The following is an 18601-nucleotide window of genomic DNA, read 5'->3' as shown; positions in this document are numbered from 1 at the left end:
AGAACTTTATGAAAAATCAGTTAAAACTCGCATTACTCGGTCTTAGTGCTGCGGCGATGGTTGGATGTACAGCCCCTAATGCTTTGTCTACACAGACAGATGCGAATAACGAAGTAAGTATTCGCACCATTACCAATAACCCAGTCTTAACCACTGAGGTATTTGTTGAGCGTGTGGGAATGTCTATGGCAGGCGACTTAAAAAAGGCATCAATTGCCATTAAAAACCGCCGTTTCAATAACAAAGATTTTAGCTACAAAATCGTATGGGTCGATGCACATGGGGCAGAAGTGAACCCTGAAGGTGCGATTTGGAAACCAATTCAGTTAACGGGTCGAGAGGTGAAGGGCGTGCAATCTTTAGCACCAAATCCATCGGCTGTAGATGTTGTTGTGTATTTAAAGAAATAAGCGAGATAGAGCAATGAATGCAAAGTTAATCATGGCTGTGGTAGCAACTTCTGTTTTGGCAACAGGTTGTGCAACAACGGGTAGTGCAGTGAGTTATGGTGATGCTCAAGCTGTAGAAACTTTAACGAAAGATTTTGGATCGACAGATCTACAAATGATTGCTGCAAAGATGGTGGATGATATGCTGACCTTCCCACCTGTGGTGCAAATGACGCAAACTCGTCGTCCAGTCATTGTGCTTGATCGTATTCATAACAAGACACAAGAACATATCGATACAGAATCTATTACAGATACGATTCAGAACAAATTAATTAATTCAGGGAAGTTTCGTTTTGTAGATATGAAATCTGTCAATGCGATGGCGCAGCAACTTGCCTATCAAAAGCAAAGCGGCATGGTCAATCAAGCGACTGCAGTGCGTACTGGTGGACATATCGGTGCTGAATATATGCTCAATGGCAATCTATCTAGTATTGTAAAAAATGCAGGTGGTAAGAGCGATGTGTATTACAAGTTCACATTTAAATTGCAGAACTTACAAACTGGCATTGTAGAGTGGACAGGCGAAAAAGAAATCCGTAAGGCAGCAAAGCGCTCAACTTTTGGTCTTTAATTTAATCTGAAAGCAACTGCGCTGTGATAAGCGCAGTTGCTGTTGAAGAATAGAACATGAAAAAAATATTATTTGCAGGCTTATTATCTGGATTACTGTGCAGTCCTGCTTTTGCTGCGATTAAAGAAGTGATTAAAGAGGCAACGGGTAGTGGTCCAACACAACACCAAGCTATTTCTGAAGCATTATTGATTGCAGTTCAATCGGTGAATGGTGCTTCGGTATCGTCACAAATGAATTATGAAGAAACAGTTTCTTTATCTGTAAATAATCAGGGCTGGACATATACGGGTAAAGTTTCACCTGTATTTAGTGTAGCCAATCAAGGTTCGGGTTCTGTCACCAAGTTTCAGGTCTTGAGTGTTTCTGGTGCTAAAAATAATTATCGCGCTAAAGTTCGCGCACATGTGGTGAAGTTTGAATCTACTGTACAAGATCAACACATGCGCCGTATTGCAGTCTTGCCATTTCAAATGGCAGAAAAAAATAACCGCTTAGCCAGCGGTGCTTCTGCTTCTGACTTTAGTCAAGAATTATCAGATACTTTAGGTACTTATTTGGCACAGTCAGGGCAGTTAAGTGTTGTTGATCGTCATTACATAGATGAAATGCAATTTGAAAATGACTTCCTGTATTGGGATGGTGCACCGCATGAGTTAGCGCGTATTGGTCAAAAAGTAGGTGCTGATTATTTACTCGTGGGGCGTATTAACGATTTGTCAGTTGCTAGCGGTCAACAAATGTATGGGTTAAATGCTGGTGCAGAGCAGGTGCGTTTAACGTGGCGAGTGATTGAAGCGAATACCAGTAAGGTAGTTGCGGCAGGGACTTTTAATCGTACCTTATCGAACTTGATGACACAGAATCTTTTAAATAATAGTTTAAATGATAGTACTGCAGATAAGATTGCCCAAAGTTTAAATCCTGAAATTTTACAGGGTCTTAAACTACAACCTGTGCAATCTTCTAGCAGTCAATTTTATGATACCTCTCCAGGTTATGAAATGACACCTGGTTCAAGTGACCAACCTGTGAAATGGTAAATAATGATTAAGCTTGTTTTAGACCTAAATAAATCCCCCTGAAAATCAGGGGATTTATTTTTTAAGCCTGTTGAAACTTCAATTGGCGTAATTGTTTGGCGTGTTGCAAGGTAGTGTCATTAATTTCAACACCGCCTGTCATGCGTGCCAATTCTAAAATACGCGCATCTTCTTCTAATTCAACAATGGTACTGCTGGCAGGATCGGTCTGACGCTTTTTCACCAAAAGGTGCTGATCAGACTGTGCAGCTACTTGTGCTTGGTGGGTAATACATAAAATTTGAACGTGTTGCGCCAAACCTGCGAGCAAACGCCCCACAATTTCAGCAGTACCACCACTAATCCCGACATCAATTTCATCAAAAACCAAAACTTCAGCTTCGGTTTTTTCGGCATTCATGACTTGCATGACCAAGGCAATCCGCGATAATTCGCCACCAGAAGCCACGCGTGCCAATGGCTGTGCAGGAATACCTTTGTTGGCGGTAAACAATAATTGAATAAAACTTAACCCTTCCGCAGAAACTTGTTCTAAAGGTTCAAATTTAAATTCAAAATGTGCCTCAGGCAGTGCCAATTGTTTAACTTGCTCGGTTAGTTGTTTAGCGAGCGGTGCAGCTGCTTCACGACGGATATCATCTAAATGTTGTGCTTTGGCTAAGAAGTCCTGATGTGCCACTTCTACTTGTTCTGCCAAAGTTTCAGGATCTTCCAGTTCATGTAAAGCCGTGAGTTCGGCTTGCCAAGTATCGAACTCTTGTTTCAGTAATTCAGGCTGAGTGCGGTATTTACGTGCCAAACGATGAAAAACTTCCAGCTTCTGATTCAGTTCTTCCATGCGCTCTGGATCAAAGCTTTGACGATCAATAAACTGACGTAAATTGGCTGTCGCATCATCTAATTCACTTTGCGCATTTAACAATGAATTATAAATTTCCGATAATTGCTCACTGCGCCCCGCATGCGATTCCAAGCGGCGAATAATTGAAGCAATTTCCTGAGTGATGTTTTGCTCGGCTTCATCCAAGGCATTTAAGCTATAACTGCAATCCTGCATGATATGTTCATGATGGCTTAGGCGATCAAACTCTTGTTCAATCTCCTTATAATCGATTTGTACCAGTTCTTCGAGTTCTTCGAGCTGTAAGTTCAGGGTTTCGATGCGTTGCTTGCGGGTTACCTGTGCATCCAGCGCTGCCTGATGCTGTCGGATATTTTTTTGCCAGGTACTGTAAGCATCACGTACTGCTTGGGCAGGGGCATAAAAATTATAATAACGATCAAGCCAGTGTTTTGGATAAGGCGGTTCGAGCAATTGTTGCTGACTGTGCTGACTGTATAACTGTACCAGTAAGCGTCCAATTTCTTTCAGCTCTGCCAAACTGCTTGGACGACCATTAATCCATGCTTTGCTGCGCCCTGTGGCAAAAATTACCCGACGTAAATGGATTTCACCAGACTCATCATCTAATTCATGTTCTTTTAGCCATTGTGCTTCAGGGCTATTGTCCTGATAACTGAAACTCGCGGTCACATCGGCTTTATCTGAGCCAAAACGTACATAATTGGTATCGGTACGTTCACCTAAACAGGCAGAGAGCGCATCTAAAAGTAAGGATTTACCTGCACCTGTTTCCCCTGTCAGAACGTTAAAACCTGTTTCAATATCCAGTGCTAAGTGGTCGGCAAGGGCAAAGTTAATCAGTGTTAAATAAGTCAGCATAAACGCATCCAAGCTGCGAAAAGTGTCAGTGAAAGAGAGTCAAGTTTTGGAAATGCCATAACAAGGCTGTTATTTTCTTCTATTTAATTCTAGCTTAAATTGCAGCGCAAACAACAAAAAATGTACCCGATAAGCATCATATATAAAACACATGATCATTTGATCATTTCATTGGATGGTCATTAAATTGCAGTATATTCACTTGGGGAGTTTTCGGTGCTGCTTGATATGGTGGAACTTAAACGATATAGATACTATTCGTGATCTGTTTCACATTCAGATTTAGCACTTTAGTGGGGAAGAATCTAGAGCAGAGTACTTTGCATGCCTCTGGCATTGGCTTAGACTGTGCTGTCAGCGTGTTGCATGCTGCGTATTGAAACATTGTTCAATTTACGCAAAGCCCACTGTAAACACAGATTGATTAGTTCTGAGGACAGAATTAAACTACATCAGTCAAAAATATAAAAACGCGTTACCTGGAGAATACGCATGTCAGCTCAGTTTGATCATGTATCAGTTGTGAAAAAGTCGAATGTCTATTTTGGTGGGCAATGCATCAGTCACACGGTGCAATTTGAAGACGGTACCAAAAAAACCTTAGGGGTAATTTTACCGACTGAACAAGCCTTGACTTTCGAAACGCATGTACCTGAACGTATGGAAATTATTTCAGGTGAATGTCGTGTCAAAATTGCCGATAGCGAAGAAAGTGAATTATTCCGCGCGGGTCAATCGTTCTATGTGCCTGGCAATAGCCGTTTCAGCATCGAAACCGATGAAGTGCTCGATTACGTGTGCCACTTAGAAGGCTAATCAGCCGATAATAGGGTATTGAATTAAGATTTCATTTTTCTCCTGCTTGAGCACCCAATCAAGCGGAATTGAATCAAGAAATTTTCACCCGAATCGGTTAAACTAGATCTTATTGAAATCCTGTAAAGTCAGCTTTGCAGGATTTTTCGTTTTCGCTGGTTTATTGGTGCATTAATTAGAGGTCGTTCATGGCAAAACCTGAATATTATTATGGCGTTCACTCGGTGGAGTCATTATTGGAGCTTGAGCCAGAGCGCGTCTTAACTCTTTTTACCTTAAAAGGGCGTGATGATCAGCGTTTACAAAAGATTTTAGAACTTGCCGAACCATTTGGCATTAGTGTGCAAAAAGCCAGCCGTGACAGCTTGGAAAAACTGGCAGGTTTGCCTTTTCACCAAGGAGTGGTGGCTGCAGTACGCCCACATCCAACTCTGAATGAAAAAGACTTGGATGCCTTGTTGCAGGCTGATAGCAAGCCTTTACTTTTGGCGCTCGACCAAGTCACCGACCCGCATAACTTGGGTGCGTGTATCCGTACTGCCGCTGCGATGGGGGTTACTGCCGTGATTGTGCCGCGTGATCGTTCAGCAAGTTTGACCCCAACTGCACGCAAAGTAGCTGCAGGTGGTGCAGAAAAAGTCAAATTTATCCAAGTGACCAATTTGGCACGTACTTTGGCGCATTTGAAACAAGAGTTTAATGTGCGCGTGGTGGGTACGATGCTGGATGAAAAAGCTTTGCCAATTCAGCAATTTGACTTTACAGGCACAGCAGTATGCGTGGTGATGGGCGCAGAAGATACAGGTTTACGCCCAATTACCCAGTCACAATGTGATCAAACCGTATTTATTCCAATGGCAGGAAATCTGCAAAGTCTGAATGTCAGTGTTGCAACAGGTATGGCCTTGTATGAAGCTTGTCGTCAGCGTCAGGCTTAATTGCTGATTTTGTATTTGCTATTTTATTGATGCTTTCAACACCGTGATTCGTCTATCTCCCCAAAAGCAAGGTTATGCTTTGGTGCTTGTTACCATGTGCATTTGGGGTGGTTTTACCCTAACTGCTCGGCTGAATGCACAATGGCAGATCAGTGCTTGGGATATTACCGCCTTACGCTTTGCTTTGGCTTTTTGTATTTTAATGCCGATTCTTATCTGGAAAAAAGATACGGCATTTTTATGGAAAAAAGAGCCTTTTATTTTGGCAATGATTGGTGGAGTGGGCTATTGCCTGACTGCGTATAGTGCTTTTCATTATGTACCTGCTGCGCATGCTGCCATTTTTTTGAATGGCTGTATTCCTGTTTGTACCGCCATTGCTGCTTGGATGTTATTTCGAGTGCCTTTTGACCGCCATACATGGATCAGTATTGTAATTATGCTGACCGCCATTGCGGGTATGAGTGCGCTGATGTATCAAGAAACAGGTGTTGCCTTTGGACTTGGGGATGGACTGTTTTTTATCAGCGCTATTTGGTGGGGTGTGTTTACGGTTTTATTAAGACAATGGAAGCTTTCCGCTTGGCATGCTATGGCGGGTGTCGCAATTTGGTCGGCAATCGTCTATGTCCCGATTTACGTACTGTTTTTCCCGAAACAACTCAGCACACCTGAACCGATTCATTTATTGCTGCAAACTATTTTTCATGGAGTGTTTGTGGTGATCATCGCAACACTTAGCTATGTCGAGGCAATTAAGCGTTTGGGAGCATTCAAAACTGGCAGTATTGTGACCTTGGCGCCGTTTATCGCTGCGATTCTTGCTGTCCCTTTATTGGGTGAACCTTTGAGTTTAGCAATTTTATGTGGCTTGGTGGGTATGGGGATTGGTGCTTTGCAACCTTGGCGTTGGTGGGCCCGACCTGACAGCTTAAAAGCTCAACTTGAACAGCAAAAACAACAGTCAGATTAATTTGCTTACTGCATCGCTCGCTTTAAATACTGCTGATGCAATACTTCAAGTTTGCTATACAAATGATCTAAATGCCCATCATTTAGCACAATGTCATCGGCTAGGCGTTGTTTTTCAGCACGTGGCATTTGTGCTTGAATAATTTTATGAATTTGCTCAACCGTTTGACCATCACGTTGTGAAGCACGGTGAATTTGTAGGGCTTCAGTAGCATCAATCAATAATGTATGTCGGGTCAATTGATGTTGATTGGTTTCAAACAAGAGTGGTGAAACCAAAACCACATAGGGACTGTCGGCAGTATCTAATTGTTGAATAATCGATTCACGAATTGCAGGGTGGGTGATTTTTTCAAGTGCTTGTCGTGCACTTGGTTCTTTGAAAATGTGTTCACGTAATGCGCGACGATCTAGTTCGCCATTTTCAAGTAAAACCCAATCGCCAAAGTGTTGTTGAATTTGCTTTAAGGTAGGCTGTCCTTTTTCAACCACTTCACGTGCAACAACATCCGCATCGACCACAACAATGCCTTGGGTCTCGAACCACGCACTGGCTGCAGACTTGCCACTGCCAATTCCTCCTGTTAGACCCAAAACAAAACGCATGTGCTGTCCTTATTGTCCCAAATATACTTTCATGATTTGCTCGCCCCATAAAAAGGCAATCCAGCCCGCAATGGCGATATACGGACCAAATGCAAAGGGTTGGTTTTCTTTACGTACTTTTAACAGAATAATGCCAATAATCGCCCCAACTAAGGACGATAGCAGCACAATCAGGGGTAACATCATCGGCCCCATCCATGCACCTAAAGCGGCAAGGAGCTTGAAGTCGCCATAGCCCATGCCTTCTTTGCCTGTGACGATTTTAAATAGGTAATACACCACCCATAGACATAGGAAGCCAATCACATAGCCCCAAATTGCCGAGGTTGGTGAGGTATAGATGGCATAGCTGTTGACTGCCAAACCCAGTGCAGCCAAAGGCAGGGTGTAACGGTCTGGCAAGAGTTGTGTATCAAAATCAATGAAGGTGAGTGCAATCAAGGTATAAGTGAGCAGCAAACCAAACAGCATTTGTACAGTTGGGCCAAATACCGCAAGCACAATCAGGGCGCAAACAGCGGTTAATACTTCAATCATTGGATAACGTACGCTGATCAGGTTTTGGCAGTTGCCACATTTACCGCGTAATACCAACCAACTCAGCACAGGAATATTTTGATACCAACGAATTGGGTTGTGACATTTGGGACAGGTCGATGCAGGTTTGCTGAGGGTGATTTTACTTTCATCAATAATGGCTTGTTCAGGATGTAATAACATTTGGCAGTCATTACGCCACTCCTGTTCCATCATTTTTGGGGTGCGGTAAATCACCACATTCAAAAAACTGCCAATACATAAACTAAAAAGTCCAACTGCGATATAGAGCGCAGTTGGATTTTGGATAAAGTACGCGATTAATTCTTGCATTAAACCACAGAACCCATTTGGAAGATTGGAAGGTACATGGCGACAACTAAACCACCCACTAAAATACCCAAGACAGACATAATCAACGGCTCCATCATTGAGGTTAAGCCATCTACTGCGTTGTCGACTTCGTTTTCATAGTGGGTTGCGACTTTATCCAGCATGGCATCTAGCGCACCTGATTCTTCACCAATGGCTACCATTTGCACTGCCATAGACGGGAATTTATTGGTGACACGCATGGCGAATTGTAGCTGTTGACCTGTCGCAACATCATCACGAATTTTCATCACGGCTTCTTCATAGACCACATTGTTGGTTGCCCCAGCGGTAGATTCCAAGGCATCAATTAAGGGTACACCAGCAGCAAAAGTAGTGGCTAAAGTACGGCTATAACGTGCAATAATCGCTTTATAGACCAAGTCACCAAAAATAGGCGCTTTCAGTGCCGCTTTGTCTAAGAAGTCACGGAATTTTTTACTGCGTTTTTTAGTTTCCAAGAAACCTGCAATGATGACCCCAATCACAATAATCAGAATAAACCAGTATTTCTGCATCCATTGTGACATGTTCACCACCATTTTAGTGAAGGCAGGCAAGTCCGCACCAAAAGAGCTAAACAACTCTTCAAACACAGGTACGACTTTCACCATCAAAATAATGGTCACAATCACGGCCACCACAATGACCGTTGCAGGGTATTTCATGGCTTTTTTAATTTTTTGTTTGAGTAACTCACTCTTTTCTTTATAGATCGCGACACGATCTAGCATGGTTTCTAGGGCACCCGATTGTTCACCAGATTCGACCAAAGAACAAAATAGGTTGTCAAAATATTGAGGATATTTACGCAATGCGCCAGCAAAGGTATTCCCGCCTTCCACTTCACCTTTAATGCCTAAAACCACTTCACGCATGGCGGGGTTTTCAAGACCTTCGGCAACAATCTCAAAGCTTTGTACCAAAGGCACACCTGCTTTCATCATAGTGGCAAGCTGACGCGTGAAAATAGTGATGTCTAAGGTCGACACCCGTTTTTTCATTAAGCCTTCAAGAATATTCTTTTTCTTTTGGCGAATCGTCTTGATGGTAATCCCTTGTTTACGCAATGTGACCTTTGCCAAGGCCATATTACGCGCTGGAATTTCCCCTTTTAACTTAGCCCCTTTGCGGTCAATCCCTTCATAAACGAAGGTGGGCATCATCTGTGCTTTTTTGACAGCCATGCGTATTTATCCTTATTTTAAATTTTACAACTATTCACTGGTCACACGATTGACTTCTTGCAATGAAGTCACCCCCTGCATGACCTTAAGTAACCCCGAACGACGCAGATTGTTAAACCCCGATTTTGCTGACGCATCAGCAATTTGGATGGCATTACCATCCTCCATAATAATTCTAGAAATTTCTGGTGTGACTTTCATCACTTCATAAACACCAACACGTCCTTTATAACCTTCACGGCATTCAGAACAGCCTACAGGTTGATAGACCTGAAATTCTGGATTGCTCAAATCGGCTTCAGTAAAGCCCATTTCCAATAAGCTTTGTTTTGGAATATCGGAAGGAGCTTTGCAATGCGGGCATAGGCGTCGTGCCAAACGCTGTGCAATGACGAGGTTTACCGAAGTTGCGATGTTAAAGGAAGGAACGCCCATATTGCGTAAACGCGTTAAAGTTTCTGGCGCACTGTTGGTGTGGAGGGTAGATAAAACCATGTGACCTGTTTGGGCTGCTTTAATTGCAATTTCTGCAGTTTCAAGGTCACGAATCTCACCCACCATGACAATATCAGGGTCTTGACGTAAGAAAGATTTCAGAGCGGCAGCGAAGGTTAAGCCCACTTTATTGTTGACGTTAACCTGGTTGATGCCTTCTAAGTTAATTTCCACAGGGTCTTCGGCAGTGGAAATGTTGGTATCTTCTCTGTTTAAGATATTTAAGCCTGTATATAGCGATACCGTTTTACCCGAACCCGTTGGACCTGTAATCAGTAACATGCCTTGCGGTTTTTCTAAGGCTTCCATGAACAATTCTTTTTGTTCTGGTTCATAGCCCAAAGCGTCAATCCCAAGCATCGCGCTAGATGGGTCAAGAATACGCAGTACGATTTTTTCACCGAACAAGGTTGGCAACGAGTTCACACGGAAGTCGATGGATTTATTTTTAGATAGTTTTAATTTAATACGACCATCTTGCGGGACACGCTTTTCAGAAATGTCCATTTGGGACATCACTTTTAAACGTGATGCCAAGCGGTTAGCTAACTGTAAGGGTGGGGTGGCAATTTGACGTAATACACCATCGACACGGTAACGCACTCGATAGGTTTTTTCATACGGTTCAAAGTGTAAGTCCGAAGCACCCATGCGAATTGCATCAATCAGTAATTTGTTGATGTATTTAACAATTGGGGATTCATCACCCTGCGGTTCATCTTCTGCAGCTTGTTCTGGTTCGCTGTTACCCTCTTCAAAGTTGAGATCGAAGTCATCATCTTCAAATTCAAAAGCAGACTCACTCGCAAAGTTTTGTTCAATCAGTTTTACCAATTTATCGTGTTCGACCACAATGGCTTCAATATTCATTTTACTGTTGAAACGAATGGCATCCATTGCTTCGATATTGGTCGGGTTACTGGTTGCAACATAAAGCAGATGATTGCGTTTAAAAATAGGCAATATGCAATATTTGCTGAACAGTTTTTCATCAATGCCTTCACGCACGATGAGCGCAGAGTCATACACGCTTAAATCAAAAATAGGTTCGCCAAACTCATTAGAAATTTTTTCAGCAATGATTAAAGGCGCGATATTTAGGTTTTGAATGAGATAGGGAACAATATCAACATTATCTTTTTGTGCGGCTTTAATGGCAGTTTGCATATTTTCAGCAGAAACGAGCCCATCTTCGACCAAACGTCGAATAAAACCTGTAAATCTAGGTGTAGCTTGTTGTACTGACATTCCCCAACGTCCTCAAAATCAAGATTGTTTATAATTAGTATCTTAAAATTATACTTTTGTTGCACAAAAATACCATATCTGAAAGTGCTGTCACCACCTAAGTATCGCCTAAAAGCATGAACCAGTTACATTAATCTGCTAAAAAAATTGTAAGTCCTGCCATGAAAAGATACTTCATGCAGCAGTTTGATGCAAAGCTTGTACAAAAAACTCAGCAGAAATGTGATTTGCGTGTAGAATGTGCGCGATTAAATGAATTGTTTTTGCAGGTTATTCTATGTCGGCTACGACGATTAAGCCTTGGGTGGTTGGCAATTGGAAGATGAATCCGATACATGCCGATGCTCAGCAACTTATTTCTGAATTTAAAACATTATTACAAGACAGCCCTGTAGAGGCTGAAAAGTGTCATTTGGGGATTGCACCTGTCACTTTGGCTTTAACTCAAATTCAAGCTGCATTGAGCGAAGCAGTACGTCCTGTCTATACCGTTGCACAAGACCTTTCCCGTATTGCGGGTTTGGGTGCATATACAGGCGAAGTCAGTGCAGAATTGCTAAAAGACAGTCAAATTGATTATGTATTGGTTGGGCATTCAGAACGTCGTGAACTTTTTGCAGACACACCAAGCATTTTGAATGAAAAAGTTAAAAATGCCTTGCAGGCAGGTTTGACAGTTATTTATTGTGTGGGTGAAAGTCTGCAACAACGTGAAAGCGGTCAGGCAGAGCAAGTTGTTTTGCAACAAATTTGTGATATTGCTGCTGTGGTTGACGCTGAGCAATGGCAACAGATAGTGATTGCGTATGAACCTATTTGGGCAATTGGTACAGGCAAGACCGCATCACCTGAAGATGCGCAAACCATGCATGCAAAAATCCGTGAAGGTTTAAGCCAAATCACCGCTTATGCGGTGACTCTACCGATTTTATATGGTGGTAGTGTAAAACCAGAAAATGCCGTAGAGTTAGCAGCCTGCCCAGACATTAATGGTGCTTTGGTCGGTGGTGCATCCTTAAATGCGGCATCGTTCCATCAAATTGCGCAAGCCTTTGCAAATACACAATAATGAGGAGTTCAGCATGCAAACATTTGTGCTGGTAGTACATATTATCTTAGCCATTTTAATGATTGGACTAATTTTGGTTCAGCATGGTAAAGGTGCAGATGCAGGCGCTTCTTTTGGTGGCGGTGGTGCGGCAACCGTATTTGGTGCGTCAGGCTCAGGTAACTTTTTAACCCGTTTAACGGCAATTTTAACAGCATTGTTTTTTGCAACCAGTTTAACTTTAGCGGTGTTTGCCAAGAAACAAACCACAGGTGCATATAGTTTGCAGACTGTACAAACGACTGCACCTGCACAGCCAGTATCGCCTGAAACTTCACCAACTGCGCCTAAAAGCGCTGAATAATTTTATTTAGCACTTTCTTTTTTCGCATGATGCGACTAGAATGCGTCACAGCTGCGGTGGTGGTGGAATTGGTAGACACGCTACCTTGAGGTGGTAGTGCTTTCGGGCGTGGGGGTTCAAGTCCCCCCTTCCGCACCAACTTATAATCCAGAAAACATAAGTTGGTGTTAAGCAGCAAATCTGTTGATGCGGGATGGAGCAGTCTGGTAGCTCGTCGGGCTCATAACCCGAAGGTCGTTGGTTCAAATCCAGCTCCCGCTACCAATCAATCCTAAGCTTATCGTGAATTAAGCGTAGGCAACTTAAATTATTTTAGGTTGAGATAAGTATTTACATGTTGTTGCGGGATGGAGCAGTCTGGTAGCTCGTCGGGCTCATAACCCGAAGGTCGTTGGTTCAAATCCAGCTCCCGCTACCAAGATTTAAGAGTGTAATAAGCCTTAAGCTTGTTAGACTTAACTGATTAAGGTGCAACTTAGTCAGGCAAACATGCTAAGTTTGATTGAAAACTTATTCATTTTTGTATATAATTTTTGCACGTTGATGCGGGATGGAGCAGTCTGGTAGCTCGTCGGGCTCATAACCCGAAGGTCGTTGGTTCAAATCCAGCTCCCGCTACCATTTTTGAAAGTATGGTAACGCTGTTTATTGATAAGTCGCTACTCAAGCATGACTTTAAATTACTAGCGAAGATACTTGGTTCAGACCCAGTTTCCATTACCAAATTTCTTAAGAGGCTCACAACAAGGTGGGCCTTTTTGCACAGTGGACATTGGTTTTGCTGTGTAAGAATAGGGGCGATTACGCCCTTTTTTATTGGCTATCGTGTAGTGTCGATACAAGCCGTGCGCGGCCTAAAGTCAAAGTGTCATGTTTCACTACTACTATAGTTTGTATGAATGTGTAGTGGTCAAATAAGACCATTGAACCGCAGCAGAATGACGAGAGTAAATGAAGCTATCAAATAAAACTCAAGCACTTCAGGACTTAATTGCGCCAGCAGTGCAAGCATGTGATGTGGATCTTTGGGGAATCGAATTTATTCCACAAGGTAAGCGTTCTTTATTGCGTATTTATATCGACAAAGCGGTCGATGAAAATGCTGAACCTGTCTTAAATGAAGATGGTGAGTTAGAGCAAGGCCGTGGTATTGGTGTGCAAGACTGCGTGCGTGTGACTCAGCAAGTCGGCGCAATGTTGGATGTGCATGATCCAATTTCAGGTGAATATGCACTTGAAGTGTCCTCTCCTGGTTGGGATCGTCCGTTTTTTCAACTTGAGCAGTTGCCTGCTTATATTGGGCAAACTGTCGCGTTACGTTTGATCAGTGCTGTAGATAACCGTCGTAAATTTCAAGCGAAATTGGTTGCGGTAGATCTAGAAAATGAAACCATTCAGGTTGAAGTTGAAAAGCAGCAAGTATTGGAGATTGACAGTCACAATATTGATAAAGCAAACCTGATCTACCAAGATTAATCAAATTAATAAGAATCTGAACGAATAGGTGACTTATGGCACGTGAAATTCTTACCGTCGTTGAAACGGTTAGTAACGAAAAAGGTGTAAGTCGTGAGGCAATTTTTGAGGCGCTTGAACAGGCTCTTGTTGCTGCGACGAAAAAGAAATTCTACGAAGGCACAAACTCAGAAGAAGCACGTTTGCGTGTGGAAATTGATCGTAAAACAGGTGACTACCGCACTTTCCGTCAATGGGAAGTTGTGGCAGATGAAGATCATGAAATGCCTGCATGCCAAGATGCGATTTCTGATCTAGACCCTGCACAATGGTCAATTGGCGATATTCGCGAACTTGAAGTTGAGTCAATTGACTTCGGTCGTATTGCTGCGCAAATTGCCAAGCAAGTGATTGTGCAAAAAATTCGTGAAGCAGAACGCGCGTTGGTTGCAGATGCTTATGAAGCTAAAGTAGGCGAGCTGATTTACGGTGAAGTGAAAAAGCAAACCAAAGATGGCTTTATTATTGATTTGGGCGACAATGCAGAAGCATATTTGGCGCGTGAAGAAATGATCGCCAAAGAAATTTTGCGTCCTAAGCAGCGTGTGAATGCAATTTTGTACAGCGTGAACCGTGAAGGTCGTGGTGCACAATTGTTGTTGTCACGTGCCAAGCCTGAAATGCTGATTGCATTGATGAAAAAAGAAATTCCAGAAATTTCTGAAGAAATCATCGAAATTAAAGCAGCAGCGCGTCAGCCGGGTGTACGTGCAAAAATTGCAGTAAAAACCAACGACCATCGTATTGACCCTGTAGGTGCATGTATTGGTATGCGTGGTACACGTATCCAAGCGGTACAGCAAGAGTTAAATGGTGAGCGTATTGATGTTGTGGTGTGGTCTGATGATCCAGCACAATATATCGCCAGTGCTTTAGAGCCAGCCGATGTATCGGGTATTGTGATTGATGAAGAAGAACGTACTGCCGACATTATTTTCGCAACCAGCGATCAGTTGGCACGTGCAATTGGTTCACAAGGTCAAAACGTACGTTTAGCCTCTGAACTCACAGGTTACAAGCTGAACATGATGCTTGAAGAAGAGTATCACGCACGTCAGCAAAATGAAGCGCAACAATACTTGGACTTGTTTGTTTCACGTCTAGACATTGCTGAAGATTTGGCGATGGCATTGGTAGAAATGGGCTTCACTTCATTAGAAGAAATTGCGTATGTTCCTGCGGAAACATTTGACGAAATTGATTTAGATGAAGAACTTGTTGAAATGTTACAAGGCCGTGCCAAAGAAGTGGCTTTGGCAGAAGCATTGCAACAGCAAGAAAATATCCAAGATCCGAGTGAAGAACTTCTAGCAATGGAAGGCATGACACAAGAGATCGCTTATGCGCTTGCCGCTCGTGGTGTCATTACAGTTGATGATTTAGCTGACCAAGCGACTGACGATATCGAAGATATAGAAGGTTTAGGTACAGAAAAAGCGGGTCAATTGATTATGAAAGCGCGCGAATCATGGTTTAACTAGGAGGTAATATATGACGGACAAGTCGATTAAAGAGTTAGCGCTCAGTGTAGGTCGTCCAGTTGAGAAACTCCTGGAACAGGTTCGTGACGCAGGTTTACCACAGCGTAACGCTGACGATATTATTTCCACGGAACAACAAAGTACCCTAGTGAACCATTTAAAAAAGGTTCACGGTCAAGAGGGTAAAGCAGGACAAATCACGTTGAAACGTAAAACCACCAGTACCGCTAAAGTGGCAAGTACTTCGGGCAAAGCGAAAACGATTAATGTAGAAGTTCGCAAGAAGCATACATTTGTAAAGCCAGATCCTGAACAGATTAAAGCGGAAGCACTGGCAAAAGCACAGGCGGAAGCAGCTGAAAAAGCGCAAGCAGAACAGCAAGCACGTGACGTGGCAGAAAAGAGCAAAGCGAAAGCAGACGCGCCTCAAGCAGGTGCCGCAAAAGCGAAACAAGCTTTAGATGCAATGCGTGCAGCAGCGAAGCAAGAAACAGCCAAGCAAGAAGTTGCGAAAGCTGCGGTTGTGGTGAAACGTAAGTCAACCAACAAGCCAATTGTGAAGCAAGCAGTGAAGGTCACTGAAACGCCTGAGCAAAAGAAAGCACGTGAAGCGCAAGCAGCTCAGTTGAAAGCGACTGAAGAAGCAGCACGTCGTAAAGCGGCTGAAGAAGCGCAGCAACGTACGCTTGAGCAAATGCGTCAGATGGCATCTAAATACTCAAATGAAGATGCAACAGCTACTATTCGCGTGGTAGATGATTCTCCATTGGCGGCTGGTCTTGTGGGTCAGGCTTATGAAGATTCATTTGCCAAAGAAGACCGTGAAATCAAGCGTGGTACCAGCACCACCAATACACGTTCACCGAAAAAAGGTGGTCGTCGTGGTCAGGAAGAACAGTCTTTCAGCCAAAACTCACATAAACGCGGTTTGAAAACGAGCCAAGCCAACAAGCACGGCTTTGAAAAACCAGTTAAAAAACAAGTTTATGATGTTGAAATTGGTGCAACGATTGTGGTTGCGGACTTGGCTGCAAAAATGGCAGTTAAAGTACGCGAAGTTATTAAATCACTCATGAAAATGGGTGAGTTAGTTACGCAAAACCAAGCGATTGAGCAAGAAGTTGCAGCACTTGTAGTTGAGGAAATGGGCCACAACCCAGTTCTAGTATCTGATACGCAAGCTGAAGATAACTTACTTGAAGCTGCTGAAGAGGCACGTGGTGTTCAAACGACACGTCCACCAGTGGTGACCATCATGGGTCACGTTGACCATGGTAAGACATCATTACTTGACCGTATTCGTCGTGCCAAAGTGGCTGCAGGCGAAGCGGGTGGTATTACCCAGCACATTGGTGCATACCACGTACAAACCGATAAAGGCATTATCACCTTCTTAGATACACCGGGACACGCAGCGTTTACTGCAATGCGTTCACGTGGTGCGAAAGCGACAGATATCGTGGTATTGGTCGTTGCGGCAGATGATGGTGTGATGCCACAAACTGCAGAAGCCATTGACCATGCGCGTGCAGCGGGTACGCCAATTATTGTTGCCATTAACAAAATGGACAAAGAATCGGCTGATCCAGACCGCGTATTGAATGAATTGACCACCAAAGAAATCGTACCTGAACAATGGGGCGGTGACGTACCTGTTGCAATGGTTTCGGCGCATTCAGGTCAAGGTATTGATGAACTTCTTGACTTAATTTCAATTCAAGCAGAAATGATGGAATTGAAAGCATCTGAAGAAGGTGCAGCGCAAGGTGTGGTGATTGAAGCGCGTGTAGATAAAGGTCGCGGTGCAGTGACGTCAATTCTGGTACAAAACGGTACTTTGAATGTAGGTGACTTGGTACTTGCAGGTTCATCTTATGGTCGCGTACGTGCCATGACTGATGAAAACGGTAAGCGTATTAAATCTGCAGGTCCTTCAATTCCAGTTGAAATTTTAGGTTTACCTGAAGCGCCAATGGCAGGTGACGAAGTTCTTGTTGTAAATGACGAGAAGAAAGCACGTGAAGTTGCCGATGCGCGTATGGATCGTGAGCGTCAAAAACGTCTTGAGCGTCAAAGCGCAATGCGTCTTGAAAACATCATGGCATCAATGGGCAAAAAAGACGTTCCATTTGTCAATGTGGTATTGAAGACCGATGTACGAGGTACTTTGGAAGCCTTGATTGTTGCATTGGGCGAGTTGTCTACCGATGAAGTACGTGTACGTGTGATTGGTTCAGGCGTAGGTGCGATCACTGAGTCTGACGTTACGCTTGCAGAATCTTCAGAAGCTGTATTACTGGGCTTTAACGTACGTGCTGACAATACTGCGCGTCAAAAAGCCGATGCCGATGGTATTGACATTCGTTACTACAGCATCATCTATCAATTAATTGATGATGTGAAAGATGCGATGAGCGGTAAGCTTGCACCTGAACACCGTGAAACTATTTTGGGTGTTGCAGAAGTGCGTGAAGTGTTCCACTCAAGTAAGTTCGGTGCAGCTGCAGGTTGTATGGTACTTGAAGGCGTACTTCACCGTAACAAACCAATTCGCGTATTACGTGATGATGTGGTGGTATTCCAAGGTGAGCTTGAGTCACTTCGTCGTTATAAAGACGTGGTGGAAGAAGTTCGCGCAGGTATGGAATGTGGTCTTGCAGTAAAAGGCTATAAAGACATCAAACCACTTGATAAGATTGAAGTGTACGATGTTCAATTGATTAAACGGAGTCTTTAATGGCGGGTAGTCAACGTCTGAAGCGTATGGCGGATACAGTACAGCGTGAGCTGTCAGAACTGATTCGCCAAGAGCTGAAAGATCCACGCTTAGGTGGTCTTGTGACCATCTCTGCAGTGAAGGTGAGCCCAGACTTAGGATATGCGGAAGTGTACGTGACCGTCATGGGACGTGAATTAGGCGATGAGCAAAGCGAAACGGCAAATAAAGAAACCTTGGATGTGTTGAATAAAGCATCAGGCTTCTTGCGCCATGAGTTAAGCCGTCGTATTAAGACACGTATTACCCCGCGTTTGCGTTTTCACTACGATAAAACCAATGCCTATGGTAACTATATGTTTGGTTTGATTGCAGAAGCGGTAAAAGATTTACCTCCTGCAGCACCTAAGCAAGATGAAGAATAAATCAGTGATGATAAAAAATGCCACCTTCGGGTGGCATTTTTTTGTCTATCATGTTTGAGCTTTTGCAATGTAAGCAAGGTTATATCCGA

The 18601-nt window shown here is 43.2% G+C and carries 17 protein-coding genes and 4 tRNA genes; 16 read left to right on the top strand and 5 right to left on the bottom strand.

Features of this window, described 5'->3' with window-relative positions; genetic code table 11:
* Positions 1–8: 8 nt before the first annotated feature.
* The 3 genes from FTT70_RS04215 to FTT70_RS04205 are packed head-to-tail and all read left to right on the top strand — an operon-like array spanning position 9 to position 2069.
* On the top strand, positions 9–410 hold the full coding sequence (locus FTT70_RS04215; RefSeq protein ID WP_004975847.1) for a DUF1425 domain-containing protein: 402 nt from the start codon (positions 9–11) through the stop codon (positions 408–410).
* A 13-nt stretch (positions 411–423) separates the two neighbouring features.
* Positions 424–1026, top strand: a complete 603-nt coding sequence (lpoB, locus tag FTT70_RS04210; protein WP_004975849.1) for a penicillin-binding protein activator LpoB — start codon at positions 424–426, stop codon at positions 1024–1026.
* Positions 1027–1082: 56 nt separating this feature from the next.
* Positions 1083–2069, top strand: a complete 987-nt coding sequence (locus tag FTT70_RS04205; protein WP_180168317.1) for a CsgG/HfaB family protein — start codon at positions 1083–1085, stop codon at positions 2067–2069.
* 61 nt (positions 2070–2130) lie between these two features.
* On the opposite strand, the gene recN is transcribed toward FTT70_RS04205, so the two are convergent.
* Positions 2131–3792 carry a DNA repair protein RecN gene (recN, locus tag FTT70_RS04200; RefSeq protein WP_180168316.1) on the bottom strand — a complete coding sequence of 554 codons (1662 nt, stop codon included), beginning with the start codon at positions 3790–3792 and terminating at the stop codon, positions 2131–2133.
* Between the two features lie 492 nt (positions 3793–4284).
* Between recN and FTT70_RS04195 the strand changes: the two genes are divergently transcribed.
* The 3 genes from FTT70_RS04195 to FTT70_RS04185 all read left to right on the top strand — a co-directional run bounded on the left by FTT70_RS04195 (position 4285) and on the right by FTT70_RS04185 (position 6519).
* Positions 4285–4608, top strand: coding sequence for a pyrimidine/purine nucleoside phosphorylase (locus FTT70_RS04195; protein ID WP_004975854.1), 324 nt, complete (start codon positions 4285–4287; stop codon positions 4606–4608).
* Between the two features lie 188 nt (positions 4609–4796).
* Positions 4797–5546, top strand: coding sequence for a 23S rRNA (guanosine(2251)-2'-O)-methyltransferase RlmB (rlmB, locus tag FTT70_RS04190; RefSeq protein ID WP_004975856.1), 750 nt, complete (start codon positions 4797–4799; stop codon positions 5544–5546).
* Positions 5547–5589: 43 nt separating this feature from the next.
* Entirely contained in the window at positions 5590–6519 is a 930-nt protein-coding gene (locus FTT70_RS04185) for a DMT family transporter (protein WP_004975858.1), read from the top strand.
* A gap of 5 nt (positions 6520–6524) precedes the next feature.
* Here FTT70_RS04185 and coaE read toward each other — a convergent pair whose 3' ends face one another.
* The 4 genes from coaE to pilB are packed head-to-tail and all read right to left on the bottom strand — an operon-like array spanning position 6525 to position 10963.
* Entirely contained in the window at positions 6525–7124 is a 600-nt protein-coding gene (gene coaE, locus FTT70_RS04180; RefSeq protein WP_004975860.1) for a dephospho-CoA kinase, read from the bottom strand.
* 9 nt (positions 7125–7133) lie between these two features.
* Entirely contained in the window at positions 7134–7994 is an 861-nt protein-coding gene (locus FTT70_RS04175) for an A24 family peptidase (protein WP_096901344.1), read from the bottom strand.
* Positions 7994–9220, bottom strand: coding sequence for a type II secretion system F family protein (locus FTT70_RS04170; RefSeq protein WP_004975864.1), 1227 nt, complete (start codon positions 9218–9220; stop codon positions 7994–7996). Before FTT70_RS04170 ends, FTT70_RS04175 begins: the two co-directional genes overlap by 1 nt.
* A 30-nt stretch (positions 9221–9250) precedes the next feature.
* Positions 9251–10963 carry a type IV-A pilus assembly ATPase PilB gene (gene pilB / locus FTT70_RS04165; RefSeq protein ID WP_178318340.1) on the bottom strand — a complete coding sequence of 571 codons (1713 nt, stop codon included), beginning with the start codon at positions 10961–10963 and terminating at the stop codon, positions 9251–9253.
* A gap of 277 nt (positions 10964–11240) precedes the next feature.
* On the opposite strand from pilB, the gene tpiA reads away from it, so the two are divergent.
* The 10 genes from tpiA to FTT70_RS04115 all read left to right on the top strand — a co-directional run bounded on the left by tpiA (position 11241) and on the right by FTT70_RS04115 (position 18512).
* Positions 11241–12032, top strand: coding sequence for a triose-phosphate isomerase (tpiA, locus tag FTT70_RS04160; RefSeq protein WP_019836081.1), 792 nt, complete (start codon positions 11241–11243; stop codon positions 12030–12032).
* A gap of 13 nt (positions 12033–12045) precedes the next feature.
* Entirely contained in the window at positions 12046–12375 is a 330-nt protein-coding gene (secG, locus tag FTT70_RS04155; RefSeq protein ID WP_004975868.1) for a preprotein translocase subunit SecG, read from the top strand.
* A 53-nt stretch (positions 12376–12428) separates the two neighbouring features.
* Positions 12429–12513, top strand: a tRNA-Leu gene (locus FTT70_RS04150).
* Positions 12514–12562: 49 nt separating this feature from the next.
* Positions 12563–12639, top strand: a tRNA-Met gene (locus FTT70_RS04145).
* 77 nt (positions 12640–12716) lie between these two features.
* A tRNA-Met gene (locus tag FTT70_RS04140) sits at positions 12717–12793 on the top strand.
* A gap of 126 nt (positions 12794–12919) precedes the next feature.
* Positions 12920–12996 (top strand) — tRNA-Met (locus FTT70_RS04135).
* Between the two features lie 330 nt (positions 12997–13326).
* Positions 13327–13851 (top strand): ribosome maturation factor RimP, encoded by a 525-nt coding sequence (gene rimP, locus FTT70_RS04130; protein WP_168460415.1) that lies wholly within the window; start codon positions 13327–13329, stop codon positions 13849–13851.
* A 35-nt stretch (positions 13852–13886) separates the two neighbouring features.
* On the top strand, positions 13887–15371 hold the full coding sequence (gene nusA / locus FTT70_RS04125; protein WP_180168315.1) for a transcription termination factor NusA: 1485 nt from the start codon (positions 13887–13889) through the stop codon (positions 15369–15371).
* Between the two features lie 10 nt (positions 15372–15381).
* On the top strand, positions 15382–18108 hold the full coding sequence (infB, locus tag FTT70_RS04120; RefSeq protein ID WP_178866000.1) for a translation initiation factor IF-2: 2727 nt from the start codon (positions 15382–15384) through the stop codon (positions 18106–18108).
* On the top strand, positions 18108–18512 hold the full coding sequence (locus FTT70_RS04115) for a ribosome-binding factor A (RefSeq protein WP_004975876.1): 405 nt from the start codon (positions 18108–18110) through the stop codon (positions 18510–18512). Before infB ends, FTT70_RS04115 begins: the two co-directional genes overlap by 1 nt.
* Positions 18513–18601 lie beyond the last annotated feature (89 nt).

The organism is Acinetobacter sp. YH01003 (assembly GCF_013420525.1).
Taxonomy (GTDB): Bacteria; Pseudomonadota; Gammaproteobacteria; order Pseudomonadales; family Moraxellaceae; genus Acinetobacter; species Acinetobacter towneri.
The sequence above is the reverse complement of the archived record's forward strand: the minus strand, read 5'-3'. Positions and strand labels throughout refer to the sequence as shown.